Source organism: Streptomyces roseirectus (assembly GCF_014489635.1).
Lineage (GTDB): Bacteria > Actinomycetota > Actinomycetes > Streptomycetales > Streptomycetaceae > Streptomyces > Streptomyces roseirectus.
Map to the genome: position 1 here is coordinate 2657358 of NZ_CP060828.1, position 15230 is coordinate 2672587.

Below are 15230 nucleotides of genomic sequence, written 5' to 3' on the forward strand. Positions count from 1 at the left end.
TAGGACGGGGTGGACAAGCTGGGCATGCTCCATGTGGGCGCCTTCCCGCGGGCGCGTTGTCCGCCGTGGACAGTGCCGCGTGACGCGGGTGTCGCGTCCGCCTGGCGCGGGAGCGGTGAACTCCCTTTGCGGGCGCGTTAGATTGACGGCTGATGGTGGACGGAGCGGCTGGTCAGGGGGCAGGGCGATGAACAGCGACGGGACGCAGGACGCACGCGGTACGCATGCGAGCCCTGTGCCGCGCCCGGCGGGCCCCCCGGAGGGCGCGGGGGTGCCGCCGAGGCCGGTCCACGCGCCGGGCGCGTACGACGTCAAGGGTGCCCCCGGGACGGCCGTGAGCGCCGTCTCCGCGTGGCTGGACACGCCCCGCCCCGAGGCCCGTCCCGGCATCTGGCGGTTCGGGTTCCGGCCGCCCAAGGACAGCTCCCGGGAGAGCGAACGCCTCGCCCCCGTCACCGTCGTCGGCCTGCTCATCCCCCTGGTCGTCGCGCTGATCCTGTGGTCGCTGTGGCGGCGCGGCTCGTTCCCCTACCAGTTCACCGTGCTGCGGCTGTTCACGCCGGACGACTGGTGGTGGGGCGGGACGCTGGCGTCCGCGAAGACCGTGGAGGGCGCGGAGGCGCGGATCGTGTACGACGGGCTGTTCTTCGCCGCCCTCGTGTGCACGATGGGCCGGCTGGGCAGCTGGCCGGACGTCGTGCGGCACTTCATCGGGCGCCGGCCGCAGCCCGCGCGCGCGTTGTGCGCGCTGCTGGCCGCGCTGGTGACGCTCAGCTTCGTCTTCCCGGACGCGTTCCCGCTGGTCGGCTGGGACGCGCTGCCCGTCGTGGACCCGCTGTTCTCGCTGATCGTGCTGATCTCCGGGAGCTACGAGCTGTTCACGTCCGTCCTGTTCACCGACTCCCTGTACGCGGTGATCACGGCGCTGGTGGTGTGGCCGTTCGCGCGCGTGGGGGGCTGGTGGCCGTACGCGAAGGAGCTGCTGGCCGCGCGCAGGGGCGACGCTCCGGCGCAGGCCGTCGTCGAGCGCCCGCGCGCGCAGTGGCCCGCCCTGCGGGACGCCGGGCAGGGCGAGGCGGCCGACCTGCTCACCGGGGAGGTCGCGGCGGGGCGGATGAACGACGTCGACTGCGCGCGCGTGGAGCACGCGTTCGTGACGGCGCGTACGGGGGCGTCGCTCGGGGCGTTCCGGGAGACGGTGCTGCGGCAGGGGGGTGCCGCGTGGACGCATCCGTCGGGCGCGCGTGATCTGCCCCGGCGGGCCGCGCGGCACGACCTGCTCGCCGGGCAGGTGCGGATCGGGCGGTGGGTGTCCGGCGAGCGGGCGCCGCTGCCCTACCGGGACGCGGGCGCGGCGCTCGGCGCCGAGGTGCTGGGGACCTCGCTGCTTGCGGTCGGCCCCTCGGGGTCGGGCAAGACGCGCACGCTGATCGAGCCGGTGACCGAGGCGCTGGCCCTGCGGGCGCTGACGGGCGCGTGCGCGGTGGTCGCCGTGTCGTCCGCGGGCGCGCCGCTCGGTTCGGACGACGCCTTCGACGTCGTCCTCCGCATCGGTGACCCGGCTTCCGTGCACGACCTCGATCCGTACGCCGAGTCCGACGACGCCGACGAGGCCGCCGCGGTCCTCGCGGAGGCCCTGGTGGGCGATCTGGACGTCCCGCAGGCCGCCACCGCCCTCGCACAGCTCCTGGGCCCCTACAGGGCCGCGTACGGCCGTTTCCCGGCCTTTCCCGTCCTGCGCGAGCTGCTGGAGGGGACGGCGGCCCTGGAGGCCCTGCGGGACGCGCTCGCCGGGAACGAGGTCATGCGCCGCGAGCTGGAGGCACGGATCCGGCAGACGGGGACCGCCGGGGACGTCGCCGGGCGGGCGCTGGCGGACCGGCTGGCACTGCTGAACCGGCCGGTGTTCGCGGAGTTCTTCGGGGGCAGGGGCGGGGAAGGCAGGCATCGCGCGTTCTCCCTGCGCGCCCTCGCGCATCACCCCCTGCGCGTGCGCGTCGACCTCCCCGAACGCGGTCACGAAGAGGCCGGGCGGATCCTCACGCGCCTGGTCCTCGCCCAGTTCCACGCGGTCGTCCGGGACGGCCGGCGCGCCCACTTCGCCTGCCTCGTCCTCGACGACGCGACCGGGACGGTCACCCCCGAGTCCGTGCGGCACATCCAGCGCCTGCGCTCGCGCAACGCGGGCGTCGTGCTCGCCCTGCGCACCGTCGGCGACGTCCCCGAGTCCCTGCACGGGCCCCTCTACGGGGCCGTCGGATGCCGTATGGCGTACGCGGGCGTCACCACCTGGGACGGCAACCGGTTCGCCCAGACCTGGGGCACCGAGTGGATCGAGACCACCGAGGTCGCCAAGCACACCGTCTTCGCCGACCAGCCCATGACCCGCGCCATCCACGCCCTCCGCAAACTCGTCACCGGCAAGGCCGTCACCACCGACGCGGTCACCGTCCGCCAAGTCGAACGCGAACGCTGGTCGGCCTCCCAACTGGCCCACGAGGTACCTCCCGGCCACGCGGTCCTGTCCCTGACCACCGTGACCGGCGAACACGCCCCACCGATGCTGGTGGACCTGCGGGGGTGAGGGGGCTGCCGGGTCGGTGGGTGGGGTGAGGCACGCGGGGGCGCGGTTCAGCGCAGGGTGAGGCACGCGCTGGGGGTGTGCGGTTCCGTGCGGCACACGGCTCTCCTTCCGAGGCCCTGTGCGCGTACGCGTCCCGGTCCACCGCCCGGCGGGATGCCGCCGCCCTCCCCGCGCGCGTCGCCGCCCCGGATCCAGCCGGCCCTGTCGTCCACGCGTGCGTGCCCCTCCCCCCTCTCGCGTGGCGCTCCCCCGGCGTCCCCTGAGGCACAATCGGCACTGCTCTGCCCGGATCTGCCCGGACCGCCGGCTCATCGACCTGAAGGCGCCATGCCACCCACCCTCGCCTCGCTCGTCCATCACTCGGCGCTGAAGCTCGTCGTACGCGCGGGGGAGGGGCGGTTGGGGGTGCCGGTGCGGTGGGCGCATGTGAGTGAGCTGCCGAACCCGGTGGAGTACATGGAGGGCGGGGAGCTGCTGCTGATCACGGCGTTGAAGCTGGACGCGGAGAGCCCGGCGGCGATGCGGAGGTACGTGCGGCGGCTGGTGGAGGCGGGGGTGGTGGGCCTGGGCTTCGCGGTGGGCGTCAACTACGAGGAGGTCCCGGACGCGCTGGTCGAGGCGGCCCGCGAGGAGGACCTGCCGTTGCTCGAAGTCCCGCGCAGGACCCCGTTCATCGCGATCACCAAGGCCGTCTCGGCGGCGCTCGCGGCGGACCAGTACCGCGCGGTGACGGACGGCTTCGCGGCGCAGCGCGAACTGACCCGGCAGACCCTCGCGGCGGGCCCCGAGGGCCTGCTCGCGGCCCTGGCGGCGCAGGTGGACGGCTGGGCGGCGCTGTACGACGCGTCGGGGACGGTCGTGGCGGCGGCCCCGGAGTGGGCGTGGCGCAGAGCGGCCCGCCTGACGACGGACGTCGCCCGCCTGCGCGAGCGCCCCGCGCCGGCGTCGTCGGTGATCGACGGCGAGGACCGCGTGGAGCTGCACTCCCTGGGCACGGGCCGTCGCCCGCGCGCGGCACTCGCCGTCGGCACGGCCGCCGCGCCGGGCACGGCCGACCGGTACGCCGTCCACTCGGCCGTCGCCCTCCTGACGCTGACGACGGAACGCTCCCGCGCCCTGCACGCGGCCGAGCAGCGCATCGGCACGGCGGTGCTGCGCATGCTGCTGGCCGGCGAACCGGACCACGCGCGCGCGGTCTCCGGCGACCTGTACGAGGGTCTGCTGGACGCCCCGTTCCGGGTGATCGTCGCGGAACCGGGCCCCGGCGCACGCGTACCGGCCGACGGGACCCCTACTGCACGCACGCCACACGACCCGCCCTCCCCCGCGCGTGGCCCTCTCGACACCGCCCCCGGCGCAAGCCCCCACGTACGCGTGCCGCACGACTCGCCCCCTCCCCCGCCCGCCCCCGACGACGCCCTCCTGGAGCACTTCGCCGAAGCCCTGGAGTCCGCTGCGGCCCGCGCGGGCGAGCCCGTGCTGATCGTCCCGGAGGACGGCCGTCTGGTCGTTCTGGTGGTCGACGACGGCGCGGCGCTGGCGGAGACGGTGGAGTACGCGGCGGAGGTGGAGACGGACCGCACGGCGGAGGGCCACGACCTGCTGATCGGCCTGTCGGGGCCGGCGGGCCCGAGCACGGCGGCGGTCGGCCGCAAGCAGGCCGAGCAGGCGCTGTCGGTGGCCCGGCGCCGGGGCAGGGCGTTCGTGGAGCACGACCGGCTGGCGTCCGGCTCGGTGCTCCCGCTCCTGGCGGACGACGCGGTGAAGGCGTTCGCGGAGGGCCTGCTGAGGGCCCTGTACGAGCACGACGCGACGGGCAGGGGCGATCTGGTCGCCTCGCTGCGGGCGTGGCTGTCGCGGCACGGCCAGTGGGACTCGGCCGCCGCGGACCTGGGCGTGCACCGGCACACCCTGCGCTACCGGATGCGCCGGGTCGAGGAGATCCTGGGCCGCTCGCTGGACGACCCGGACGTGCGGATGGAGCTGTGGCTCGCCCTGAAGGCGACGTCGTAGCCGGAGGGTTCGCGTCGGCCGCACGGGCGGCCGACGAAGACGTTCACGCGTGCGTGCACCCTCCCCGGTTTCGGGGGACGCGGAGGCGTGCGCGCGAGGGCGGCAGGGTCAGCCGGTGATCACCCGTCCTCCCCCGCCGCGAGCCCGGCTGCGGCCTCGTGCATGGCGAGCTCCAGGAGCGCGGGGTCGTTGAGCATGCCGGTGCCGTCCGGCGGGACGAGCCAGCGGACGGCGCCGGTGGAGCGTCCCGGGTAGGGGACGACGATCCAGGTGCCGTTGCCGGCGCCTCGGATCCCGGTGCCGATCCAGCGCGCGGCCGTGCCCGGGGGCACGAAGAAGCCCATGCGGTTGTCCGCGAAGTCGGCCAGCACCGGTCCGGGCAGGTCGAGGATGCGGGTGAGGATGTCGAGCGTCGGATAGCCGAGGTCGCCCGGCAGGATGAGGACGTCCCACGCCTTGCCGGCGGGCAGCAGCGCGACCCCGAGGGGGTTGCGCTCCCACTCCCAGCGGCAGGCGTCGGGGTCGGGCGCGACGGATGCCAGCCATTCGACCGCGGTCTTGGCCCCAGTCATGGATGGACCTCCCTTTCTGTTCGTCGACGCGGTCGCGTCACCAGGGAGAGAGGGAGGTTGTCCGGGAAGCATTACGCGGGTTCGGCGGGTGATCCGGAGTGAACCGGATCACACCCCTCCTGTCGCGCCCTCGCGCTGTCCGGTTCTCGGCCCGCAGGGAGGGCTTTTCGCGCCCCGCACACGCGTCCCGCGCACGCCCGTGCCCACCGGGCGAGCGCATCGCGGTCCCGGGGCGAACACTTCGGGCGGAAACGGCACCGGCCCCTCCCGAACGACGGCCACCGCCCTACGCCACCCGGCCCCGGCGTGCCGTACCGCAGCGGGCCGGGCGGCGCCCAGGCGGACGCCGGTCGCCTCGCCCCACGCGTGCGTGAAGTACGCCCCCGCCGTTGAGGGAGCGCGGGCGCCGGGAGGTCGGCGTACGCGCGCGTGGGGCCGTCGTACTCGGCGCGGGTGGATCCGCCGTAGAAACGGCCCGCCCGGCAGGGCGCGTTTGTCGGGGGCGGGACGGGAAAGAGCTACGCCTTTTGCCGGTTGCGGCGTTTTCCGACGAGCATCGAGATCAGCACCAGCAGGACGGCGACGAGGAACATCGCCGTGCCGATGACGTTGATCTGCACGGGCGTGCCGCGCTGCGCGGAGCCCCAGACGAACATCGGGAAGGTGACGGTGGAACCGGAGTTGAAATTGGTGATGATGAAATCGTCGAAGGAGAGCGCGAAGGCGAGGAGCGCGCCGGCGGCGATTCCGGGGGCGGCGATGGGCAGGGTGACGCGCAGGAATGTCTGCACGGGTCCGGCGTAGAGGTCGCGGGCGGCTTCTTCGAGGCGCGGGTCCATCGACAGGACGCGCGCTTTGACGGCCGTCACGACGAAGCTGAGGCAGAACATGACGTGGGCGATGAGGATCGTCCAGAAGCCCAGCTGGGCACCCATGTTGAGGAACAGGGTGAGCAGCGAGGCCGCCATGACGACCTCGGGCATCGCCATCGGCAGGAAGATCAACGAGTTGACGGCGCCGCGCGCGCGGAAGCGGTAGCGGACCAGCGCGAAGGCGATCATCGTGCCGAGCACGGTCGCGCCGAGGGTCGCCCAGAACGCGATCTGGAGGCTGACCGAGAGCGATCCGCACATTCCGGCGACGCCGCAGGGGTCTTTCCAGGCGTCGAGGGAGAAATTCCGCCACTCGTAATTGAAGCGGCCTTTCGGTTTGTTGAAGGAGAAGACCGTGACGACCACGTTGGGCAGCAGCAGATAAGCGAGTGTGCACAATCCGGCGATGACGACGAAATGGCGCTTGAGCCAGGACATCTAGACCAGGTCCTCCGTCCCGGAGCGGCGTATGTAGAACGTGACCATGAGCAGGATCGCGGCCATGAGGAGGAAACTCAGCGCGGCGGCCGTCGGATAGTCGAGGACGCGCAGGAACTGCGTCTGGATGACGTTGCCGATCATGCGGGTGTCGGTCGAGCCGAGCAGTTCGGCGTTGACGTAGTCGCCGGACGCCGGGATGAACGTCAGCAGCGTCCCGGAGACCACTCCGGGCATCGACAGGGGGAAGGTGACCTTCCGGAACGTCGTCCAGGGGCGCGCGTACAGGTCGCCGGCGGCCTCGTGGAGGCGTCCGTCGATGCGTTCCAGGGACGTGTAGAGCGGCAGGATCATGAACGGCAGGAAGTTGTACGTCAGGCCGCAGACGACCGCCAGGGGCGTCGCGAGGACGCGGTCGCCCGCGGTCCAGCCGAGCCAGCTCGTGACGTCCAGGACGTGCAGGGCGCCGAGGGCGCCGACGACCGGGCCGCCGTCCGAGAGGATCGTCTTCCACGCGAGCGTGCGGATCAGGAAACTGGTGAAGAACGGCGCGATCACCAGGATCATGATCAGGGCCCGCCAGCGGCCCGCGCGGAACGCGATCAGGTAGGCCAGTGGGTAGCCCAGGACGAGGCACAGGGCGGTCGCGGCGGCGGCGTACAGGACGGAGCGCAGGAACTGGGGCCAGTACTCCTGGAGGGCGTCCCAGTAGGTCGCGAAGTGCCAGGTGACCCGGTAGCCCTCCTCCAGGGAGCCGGTCTGCACGGACGTCGACGCCTGGTAGACCATCGGCAGCGCGAAGAACACGAGCAGCCACAGGAGGCCGGGCAGCAGCAGCCAGTACGGCGTCCAGCGGCCCCTGCGGCGTACGCGTGCGGGCGCGGGCGCGGGTGCTTCCGGCTCGGCGAGGGTGGCCGCCATCAGACGACCGCCTCTTCCTCGGTGCCGGCGCCGATGTCCTGGGAGGCGTCCAGGCCGAAGGTGTGGGCCGGTGACCAGTGCAGGACGACCTCGGCGCCGGGGACGAGGCGGGCGTCCCGGTCGACGTTCTGGACGTAGACCGCGAACTCGGGGCAGACGGCCGTCCGGACGACGTACTGCGTGGACACGCCGATGAAGGCGGCGTCGACGATCGTGCCGCGCAGCCGGTTGCGGCCGTCCGGGACGTCGTTCTCCTCGTGCGCGTGCGCGAGGGCGACCTTTTCGGGGCGGACGCCGATCAGGACGCGGCTGCCGGCCGGGCAGCGGTCCCCGGGGAGGGCGAGGCGGCCGTCGCCGGCCTTGAGGACGACCTCTTCGCCGGTGCGGCTCTCGACCTCGCCCTCGATGAGGTTGGAGGTGCCGAGGAAGTTCGCGACGAACGTGGTGCGGGGGTTCTCGTACAGGTCCGCGGGCGCGCCGAGCTGTTCGACGCGGCCCGCGTTCATCACGGCGACCGTGTCGGCCATCGTCATGGCCTCCTCCTGGTCGTGTGTGACGTGCACGAAGGTGATGCCGACCTCGGTCTGGATGCGTTTGAGCTCCAGCTGCATCTGGCGGCGCAGCTTCAGGTCGAGGGCGCCCAGGGGTTCGTCCAGGAGGAGCACCTTGGGGTGGTTGATGAGCGCGCGGGCCACGGCGACGCGCTGCTGCTGGCCGCCGGAGAGCTGGTGGGGCCGTTTACGGGCCTGCTCGCCCAGCTGAACGAGTTCCAGCATGTCGCCGACCTGTTTCCGCACGCTCTTGATTCCACGCCGTCTGAGGCCGAATGCGACGTTCTCGAAGATGTCGAGGTGCGGGAAGAGGGCGTAGGACTGGAAGACGGTGTTGACGGGCCGCTTGTAGGGCGGCAGCCGGGTGACGTCCTGGTCGCCGAGGTGGACGGTGCCGCTGGTCGGTTCCTCCAGGCCGGCGATCATCCTGAGGGTCGTCGTCTTGCCGCAGCCGGACGCGCCCAGGAGCGCGAAGAACGAGCCCTGCGGGACGGTCAGGTCGAGCGGGTGGACGGCGGTGAAGGCGCCGTAGGTCTTGCCGATGCCGGCGAGGCGGACGTCGCCGCTGTGGTCTGTCATGGTCGTCACGCCCCCGTGAGCTTCGCGAACTTCGCTTCGAATGCGGTCTCCTCGCTCGCGCTGAGCGAGCGGAAGGAGTGCGACTTGGCCTGCATCGCCTTGTCCGGGATGATCAGCGGATTGTCGGCCGCGTCCGGGTCGATCCTCGCCAGCTCCTCCCGCACGCCGTCCACCGGGCAGACGTAGTTGATGTAGGCGGCGAGTCGCGCGGCCGGTCCCGGCTCGTAGTAGTAGTCGATGAGCCGTTCGGCGTTCGTCTTGTGGCGCGCCTTGTTGGGGATCAGCAGGTTGTCGCTGGACGTCATGTAGCCGCTGTCGGGGATGACGAAGTCGACGTCCGGGTTGTCCGCCTTGAGCTGGACGACGTCCCCGGCCCAGGCGATGCAGGCGGCGAGGTCGCCCTTGGGGAGGTCGGCGGTGTAGTCGTTGCCGGTGAAGCGGCGGATCTGGCCGCTGTCGGCGCCCTTCTGCAGGCGCGCGATGGCGGCGTCGTAGTCGTCGGCGGTGAACCTCGCCGGGTCCTTGCCCATGTCGAGGAGGGTCATGCCGACGCTGTCGCGCATCTCCGTGAGGAAGCCGACGCGGCCCTTCAGTCTGGGGTTGTCCAGGAGGTCGGAGACCGACGTCACCTCGACGCCGTCCAGGGCCTTCCGGTTGAACGCGATGACCGCCGAGATGCCCTGCCACGGGTAGGAGTACGCGCGCCCGGGGTCCCAGTCGGGGCTGCGGAACTGCTCCGAGAGGTTCGCGAAGGCGTGCGGCAGGTGGGACGCGTCCAGTTTCTGGACCCACCCCAGGCGGATCAGGCGGGCGGCCATCCAGTCGGTGAGGACGATCAGGTCGCGGCCGGTGTCCTGGCCCGCGGCGAGCTGCGGCTTGAGCTTGCCGAAGAACTCGCCGTTGTCGTTGATGTCCTCGGTGTACCGGACGGATATCCCGGTGCGCTTGGTGAACGCGTCGAGGGTGGGGTGGCGTCTGCCGCTGTCGTCGACGTCCATGTACTCGGTCCAGTTGGAGAAGCTGACGGTCTTCTCCTTGGCCGAGCGGTCGTCGGCGGACGCCCCTCCGGGGGTCTTCCCGGCGGCCGGGATGCCACAGGCGCCGAGTGTCCCGACGCCCCCGAGGGCCAGCGTGCCGCCCGCCGAGGCGCGCAGCAGGGACCGCCGGGTCAGCGCGGCCCTGCCGGTGCGCAGGCTGCGCCTCATGGCCGCGAGCTGGGCCGGTGACAGGCGGTCGTCGGGCTCGTACTGCTCCATGCGCGTGCTGCCCCTTCCGGACGGGATCGGTCGGCTCGGCGGCGCCGCGGGCGGCTTCTCAGCGGCCCGCGAACACCGTGCGGTGCCAGGGCTTCCGGGCGACCGCCGTGTTGTCGAACATGACGTGCTTGATCTGGGTGTACTCCTCGAACGAGTACGGTGACATGTCCTTGCCGTAGCCGGACTGCCGGTACCCCCCGTGGGGCATCTCGCTGACGATCGGGATGTGGTCGTTGACCCACACGCACCCCGCGCGCAGCTCCCGGGTGGCCCGGTTCGCCCGGAACACGTCCCTGGTCCACGCCGACGCGGCGAGGCCGTAGGGGGTGTCGTTGGCGAGGCCGATGCCCTCGTCGTCCTCGTCGAAGGGCAGGGCCACCAGGACGGGGCCGAAGATCTCGGACCGGACGATCTCGCTGTCCTGGGGGGCGTCCGCGATCAGGGTGGGGAGATAGTACGCGCCGTCCAGTCCCTTCGGGCAGGCTCCTCCGGTCACCACGCGTGCGTACGCGCGTGCCCGCTCGACGAAGCCCGCGACGCGGTCGCGGTGCGCGCGCGTGATCAGCGGTCCGAGGTCGGTGCCGGCCGCGAAGGGGTCGCCGAGGCGGACGCTGTCCATCAGCGCGGCCGTGCGCGCGACGAACGCGTCGTAGAGGGGCCGCTGTACGTACGCGCGCGTGGCGGCCGTGCAGTCCTGGCCGGCGTTGATCAGCGCGCCCGCGACGGCGCCCTGCGCGGCGGCCTCCAGGTCGGCGTCGTCGAACACGACGAAGGGGGCCTTGCCGCCGAGTTCCAGGTGGACGCGGGTGACCGTCTCGGCGGCTACGCGCGCGACGCGCTTGCCGACGGCCGTGGAGCCCGTGAACGACGTCATCGCGACGTCCGGGTGCGCGACCAGGTGCTCGCCGGCCTCCGTCCCGGTGCCGCTGACGACGTTCACGACGCCGTCCGGGATCCCGGCGTCCGTGGCGGCCCGCGCGAACATCAGCGCCGTCAGGGGGGTCAGCTCGGAGGGCTTCAGGACGATCGTGTTGCCCGCCGCGATCGCCGGGAGGATCTTCCACGCGGCCATCTGGAGCGGGTAGTTCCACGGGGCGATGGACCCGACGACGCCGATCGCCTCGCGGCGCACGTACGACGTGTGGTCCGCCGAGTACTCGCCCGCCGACTGGCCCTGGAGGTGCCTCGCCGCGCCCGCGAAGTACGCGGTGTTGTCGATCGTGCCGGGGACGTCGAACTCGCGCGTCAGCCGGAGGGGTTTGCCGCACTGCAGCGACTCCGCGCGCGCGAGGTCGTCCGCGTGGTCGGCCAGGGCCTCGGCGAGGCGGTGCAGGGCGTCGGAGCGGTCGCCCGGGGTGGCGCCGGACCAGGCGGGGAAGGCGGCGCGGGCGGCTGCCACGGCGGCGTCGACGTCCGCCGTGGAGGCGAGGGCGTAGGTGAGGACGGGGTCGTCCGTCGCCGGGTCGACGACGGTGTGGGTGTGCGGGGAGGTGCCGGGGGTGAGGCGGCCGGCGATGTACTGGGCGCCGGGGGCGAAACGTTCCGCTGCGGGGAAGTTGTCCTGCATGCCGCTCTCCGCATCCGTCGTGGGGCGTAGCTCTGGCCGGATTTGAGTGCCGATCCTGACAGAGGTATGGCACCCCAACAAGTGATTCCGTTGTTGCCTTTTGGTTACGCGACGGAATCTGTCGAGCGGACCGCACGGGTCGAGGGAAAAGCCCGGCCGGATTGTCGGTGGCGGCTGCGATGCTCGGGGCATGGAGAAGATCGATTCCCGGGAAACGCTCGTCCGGGCCCTCCGGGCGGGGGCCGAGGTCAAGTACCTCCACTTCTGGGGCCACCGGCCGCGCCCCGACGGGCGGATCGGTTCGGGCTGCCTCAGCCAGTGGTGGGAGTCCCCGTTCACCGTCGCCGGGGTCCGCTACCCGACCGCCGAGCACTGGATGATGGCCGAGAAGGCACGGCTGTTCGGTGATCCGGAGGCCGAGGCGCAGGTCCTCGCCGCCGACCACCCCTCCCTCGCGAAGCGCGCCGGCCGCCTCGTCCGCGGCTTCGACGACACCCTCTGGACGCGCGAACGGTTCCGGATCGTCGTCGAAGGCAGCATCCACAAGTTCCGCTCGGACCCCGCCCTCCGGGAGTTTCTGCTGGGGACCGGGGAGCGGGTCCTGGTCGAGGCGAGCCCGGTGGACGCGGTGTGGGGCATCGGGCTCGCGGCCCGGGACGCGGGAGCGGAGGATCCCGAGCGGTGGAAGGGGCTGAACCTGCTGGGGTTCGCGTTGATGGAGGCGCGGAGGCGGGTGCGGGAGGGGGGTGGGGCATAGGGGTTCCGGCGGGTCGGTTGTCGCGGGTCGCAGGTTCGCTGGTCGTGCCGGCGGACGGTCTGGCGGGCGGTCCGCAGGGCTCGACGCGCGGTCCGGTTCTTCCGGGCGGCCCTCGCAACCGCCGCTCCGCCGGGCGCGGGAGGGGACGAGAGGGCAGCGCCGTCCGTGCGCCTCGTTGCGTGGGTCCCGGTGGGGCCGGGACGGTTCCCGTCGCCGGGCTCGGTCCGCGCGAGGTGCGCGATCAGGCGCCAGGCGCGCCCCCGCCGTCGACCGTGCGGAGCGGCCTCGGGCCTCCGGCCGGCGGAACAGATCCGGGTCCGGCCCCGGGCGTGCTGCCCGCTGGACGGCACAAGTGTCCGCGTGCTTCAGGCTGCGACGGTCTCCCCGCTGGGCTCGGTCCGCGTGGCGCCCGCGGGCCCCGGCGCGTGGGGTGCCGGGGCGGGCCTGCGGGGGCTGCTCAGAGCGTGAACATCAGGATGCCCAGGGTCAGCGAGAGCAGGATGCCCGCGGTGCCGCAGATGATGCCGGCCAGGGCCTGGCCGCTGTTCGTGGCCTCGCCCCGGGTGGCCTTGCGGCGGCCGAGGATGCCGAGGACCACGCCCAGGACGCCCAGGATGAACGCCACAGGCCAGAGGCAGAAGCCCAGGGCCGCGAGGATGCCGGTGATCATCGCGGAGGTGCCCATGCCGTTGCTGGGGGCCGGCGGCCAGCCGTAGCCGTAGTAGGGCGGGGCGGGGGCTCCGGGGGGCTGTGTCCCCGGGCCGGGGATGCCGGGGGCGGGGCTGTACGCGGGCGGGTAGGCGTAGGGCGCCGGGTGGGCGTAAGGGGGCTGGCCGGGGCCGTCCGGGGCGATGGGGGGCGGGGGGACGGTGTCGGTGGGGGCCTGGGACGGGGGCGGGGCGTAGGGGTTCGGGGGGATCGGGGGCAGGTTGGGGGGTGGGTAGGCGCCGAGGGGGGTGTCGTGCTTCGGGGGTGCGAAGGGGTCCGCCCAGGGTTGGGGTGTCGTGTTCGGTGCCGGGGGCGTCGGGGTGCCCTCGTGGGCAGCGGGGGGCGCGGGGCTCTCGTGCTCGGCGCGCGCGTCGTCGCCGTCGGCAGCCGGGCTGTCGTCCCTCGCGCCCTCCGGGCCGTCGTCCCAGCCGTCCCGCGCGCCGTTCTGTGCGGGCACCGCGTCCCGAGGGCTCGTCGTCCCGTCGGTCGAACCTTTCCGCGTGTCGTCCGCCATGTGCCCGCCCCCCTCTCGATACGTCCCGCTCATGCTAAATCCCCACGCCTTTCCCCCATTCCCCGCCCTAGGATGACCCGGAGTAAACGATCAGCCGATCACCCGCGCCCGGGACGCCGTCCCGGCGGCGCCGTCCCGGAGGGACCTCATGAGCAACGCCGTACCCGTGCCCCACGACCTGCACGCCTTCATCGCGGGCCTGCCGAAGGCGGAACTGCATGTGCACCACGTGGGTTCCGCGTCCCCGAGGATCGTCTCGGAGCTGGCGGCACGGCACCCGGACTCGAAGGTCCCGACGGACCCGGAGGCCCTGGCGGACTACTTCAGCTTCACGGACTTCGCGCACTTCATCGAGGTGTACCTGTCGGTCGTGGACCTGATCCGCACCCCGGAGGACGTCCGCCTGCTGACGTACGAGGTCGCGCGGGAGCTGACCCGCCAGCAGGTGCGGTACGCGGAGCTGACGATCACGCCGTTCTCCTCGGTGCGGCGCGGCATCGACGCGCGCGCGTTCATGGACGCGATCGAGGACGCGCGCAAGGCGGCCGAGAAGGAGTTCGGCACCGTCCTGCGCTGGTGCTTCGACATCCCCGGCGAGGCCGGCCTGGAGGCGGCCGAGGAGACCGTGCGGCTCGCGACGGACGACCGGCTGCGCCCGGAGGGCCTGGTCTCGTTCGGCCTCGGCGGTCCGGAGATCGGCGTGCCCCGCCCGCAGTTCAAGCCGTACTTCGACCGGGCGATCGCCGCGGGCCTGCGCTCCGCCCCGCACGCAGGTGAGACGACCGGCCCCGGCACCGTCTGGGACGCCCTGACCTATCTGCGTGCTGAACGGATCGGCCACGGCACGAGTTCCGCCCAGGACGAGAAACTTCTCGCCCACCTCGCGGCCGAGCGGATCGCGCTGGAGGTCTGCCCGACGTCGAACATCGCCACGCGCGCGGTCGCGACCCTCGACGAGCACCCGATCAAGGAGTTCGTGCAGGCCGGCGTGCTGGTCACGATCAACTCGGACGACCCGCCGATGTTCGGCACGGACCTCAACAACGAGTACGCCGTCGCCGCCCGCCTCCTCGGCCTCGACGAGCGCGGCGTCGCCGGCCTCGCGAAGAACGCCGTGGAGGCGTCCTTCCTCGACGGCGCAGGCAAGACGCGCCTCAAGGCCGAGATCGACACGTACACCGAGGTCCGGCTCGCGCCGTGACAATGGCCGTATGCAGACCCTGACGGCCGTGGCCCACCGCGGCGACCCCTACCGCTTCCGCGAGAACACCCTCGACTCGCTGCGGTCCGCGCTCTCCCGGGGCGCGGACGCGGTCGAGATCGACGTACGGCTGACGCGGGACGGCGCGCCGGTCCTCCTGCACGACGAGACGCTGAAACGCCTCTGGGAGGTTGACCGGCCCCTGGGGTCGCTGTCGGCGGCGGAGGTGCGCGGCCTGACGGACGGCGGCGTGCCGACGCTGGCGGAGGCGCTGGAGGCGACGGCGGGCGCGCGCGTGATGGTCGATCTGCCGGGCACGCGCGATGTCCGGGTCGCCCGCCGGGTCGTCGACGCCGTCCGGGAGGCGGGGGCGGCGGACCGGGTGTACTACTGCGCGGACGCGCGCGCGATGCTCGCGGTCCGCGCGGCCGACCCGTCGGCCGAGATCGCCCTCACGCACACCTCCCTCGCGCCGGTCCGTCCCACGCTCCTCGACGCGATCCGGCCGCGCTGGCTCAACTACCGCTTCTCCCTGGTCGACCGGCCGCTGGCCGAGCGCGTCCACCGGGGCGGCCACCTGCTGTCCGTCTGGACCCCCGACACCGCGCGCTCGCTGCGGCGGCTCATCGGGCTGGGGGTGGACTCGATCACCACCAACCGGATCGACCTGCTGCACGGGCTGAGAGACGGCGCGTAG

12 protein-coding genes are annotated in these 15230 nt (G+C 72.9%); 5 read left to right on the plus strand and 7 right to left on the minus strand.

What is annotated here, in order from left to right; all coding sequences use genetic code 11:
• Window positions 1-187 precede the first annotated feature (187 nt).
• Together IAG44_RS10770 and IAG44_RS10775 are read left to right on the plus strand one after the other, a co-directional pair.
• Window positions 188-2584: an ATP/GTP-binding protein gene (locus IAG44_RS10770; protein WP_187746917.1), complete on the plus strand. Its 2397-nt coding sequence runs from the start codon at window positions 188-190 to the stop codon at window positions 2582-2584.
• Between the two features lie 327 nt (window positions 2585-2911).
• A complete protein-coding gene (locus IAG44_RS10775) occupies window positions 2912-4597 on the plus strand; it encodes a PucR family transcriptional regulator (protein WP_187746918.1) in 1686 nt (561 codons plus the stop codon).
• 119 nt (window positions 4598-4716) lie between these two features.
• Here the strand turns inward: IAG44_RS10775 and IAG44_RS10780 are convergent, their stop codons facing one another.
• The 6 genes from IAG44_RS10780 to IAG44_RS10805 form a co-directional block, all read right to left on the minus strand.
• On the minus strand, window positions 4717-5169 hold the full coding sequence (locus IAG44_RS10780; RefSeq protein ID WP_187746919.1) for a hypothetical protein: 453 nt from the start codon (window positions 5167-5169) through the stop codon (window positions 4717-4719).
• A 518-nt stretch (window positions 5170-5687) separates the two neighbouring features.
• Window positions 5688-6479: an ABC transporter permease gene (locus IAG44_RS10785; protein WP_187746920.1), complete on the minus strand. Its 792-nt coding sequence runs from the start codon at window positions 6477-6479 to the stop codon at window positions 5688-5690.
• Window positions 6480-7400: an ABC transporter permease gene (locus tag IAG44_RS10790; RefSeq protein WP_187746921.1), complete on the minus strand. Its 921-nt coding sequence runs from the start codon at window positions 7398-7400 to the stop codon at window positions 6480-6482.
• Window positions 7400-8530, minus strand: a complete 1131-nt coding sequence (locus IAG44_RS10795; protein ID WP_187746922.1) for an ABC transporter ATP-binding protein — start codon at window positions 8528-8530, stop codon at window positions 7400-7402. Before IAG44_RS10795 ends, IAG44_RS10790 begins: the two co-directional genes overlap by 1 nt.
• Before the next feature lie 5 nt (window positions 8531-8535).
• Window positions 8536-9786, minus strand: a complete 1251-nt coding sequence (locus IAG44_RS10800; protein ID WP_187746923.1) for an ABC transporter substrate-binding protein — start codon at window positions 9784-9786, stop codon at window positions 8536-8538.
• 58 nt (window positions 9787-9844) lie between these two features.
• The gene (locus IAG44_RS10805) at window positions 9845-11353 is read right to left on the minus strand and encodes a gamma-aminobutyraldehyde dehydrogenase (protein ID WP_187746924.1); all 1509 of its coding nucleotides are present in this window, start codon (window positions 11351-11353) and stop codon (window positions 9845-9847) included.
• Window positions 11354-11543: 190 nt separating this feature from the next.
• Here IAG44_RS10805 and ybiA point away from each other — a divergent pair, with 190 nt between their 5' ends.
• Window positions 11544-12110 (plus strand): riboflavin biosynthesis intermediates N-glycosidase, encoded by a 567-nt coding sequence (gene ybiA / locus IAG44_RS10810; protein ID WP_187746925.1) that lies wholly within the window; start codon window positions 11544-11546, stop codon window positions 12108-12110.
• 457 nt (window positions 12111-12567) lie between these two features.
• Here ybiA and IAG44_RS10815 read toward each other — a convergent pair whose 3' ends face one another.
• Complete coding sequence (locus IAG44_RS10815) at window positions 12568-13332, minus strand: DUF4190 domain-containing protein (RefSeq protein WP_187746926.1); 765 nt, start codon at window positions 13330-13332, stop codon at window positions 12568-12570.
• A 148-nt stretch (window positions 13333-13480) separates the two neighbouring features.
• On the opposite strand from IAG44_RS10815, the gene IAG44_RS10820 reads away from it, so the two are divergent.
• Together IAG44_RS10820 and IAG44_RS10825 are read left to right on the plus strand one after the other, a co-directional pair.
• Window positions 13481-14533: an adenosine deaminase gene (locus tag IAG44_RS10820; protein ID WP_187746927.1), complete on the plus strand. Its 1053-nt coding sequence runs from the start codon at window positions 13481-13483 to the stop codon at window positions 14531-14533.
• Between the two features lie 10 nt (window positions 14534-14543).
• Entirely contained in the window at window positions 14544-15230 is a 687-nt protein-coding gene (locus tag IAG44_RS10825; RefSeq protein ID WP_187746928.1) for a glycerophosphodiester phosphodiesterase, read from the plus strand.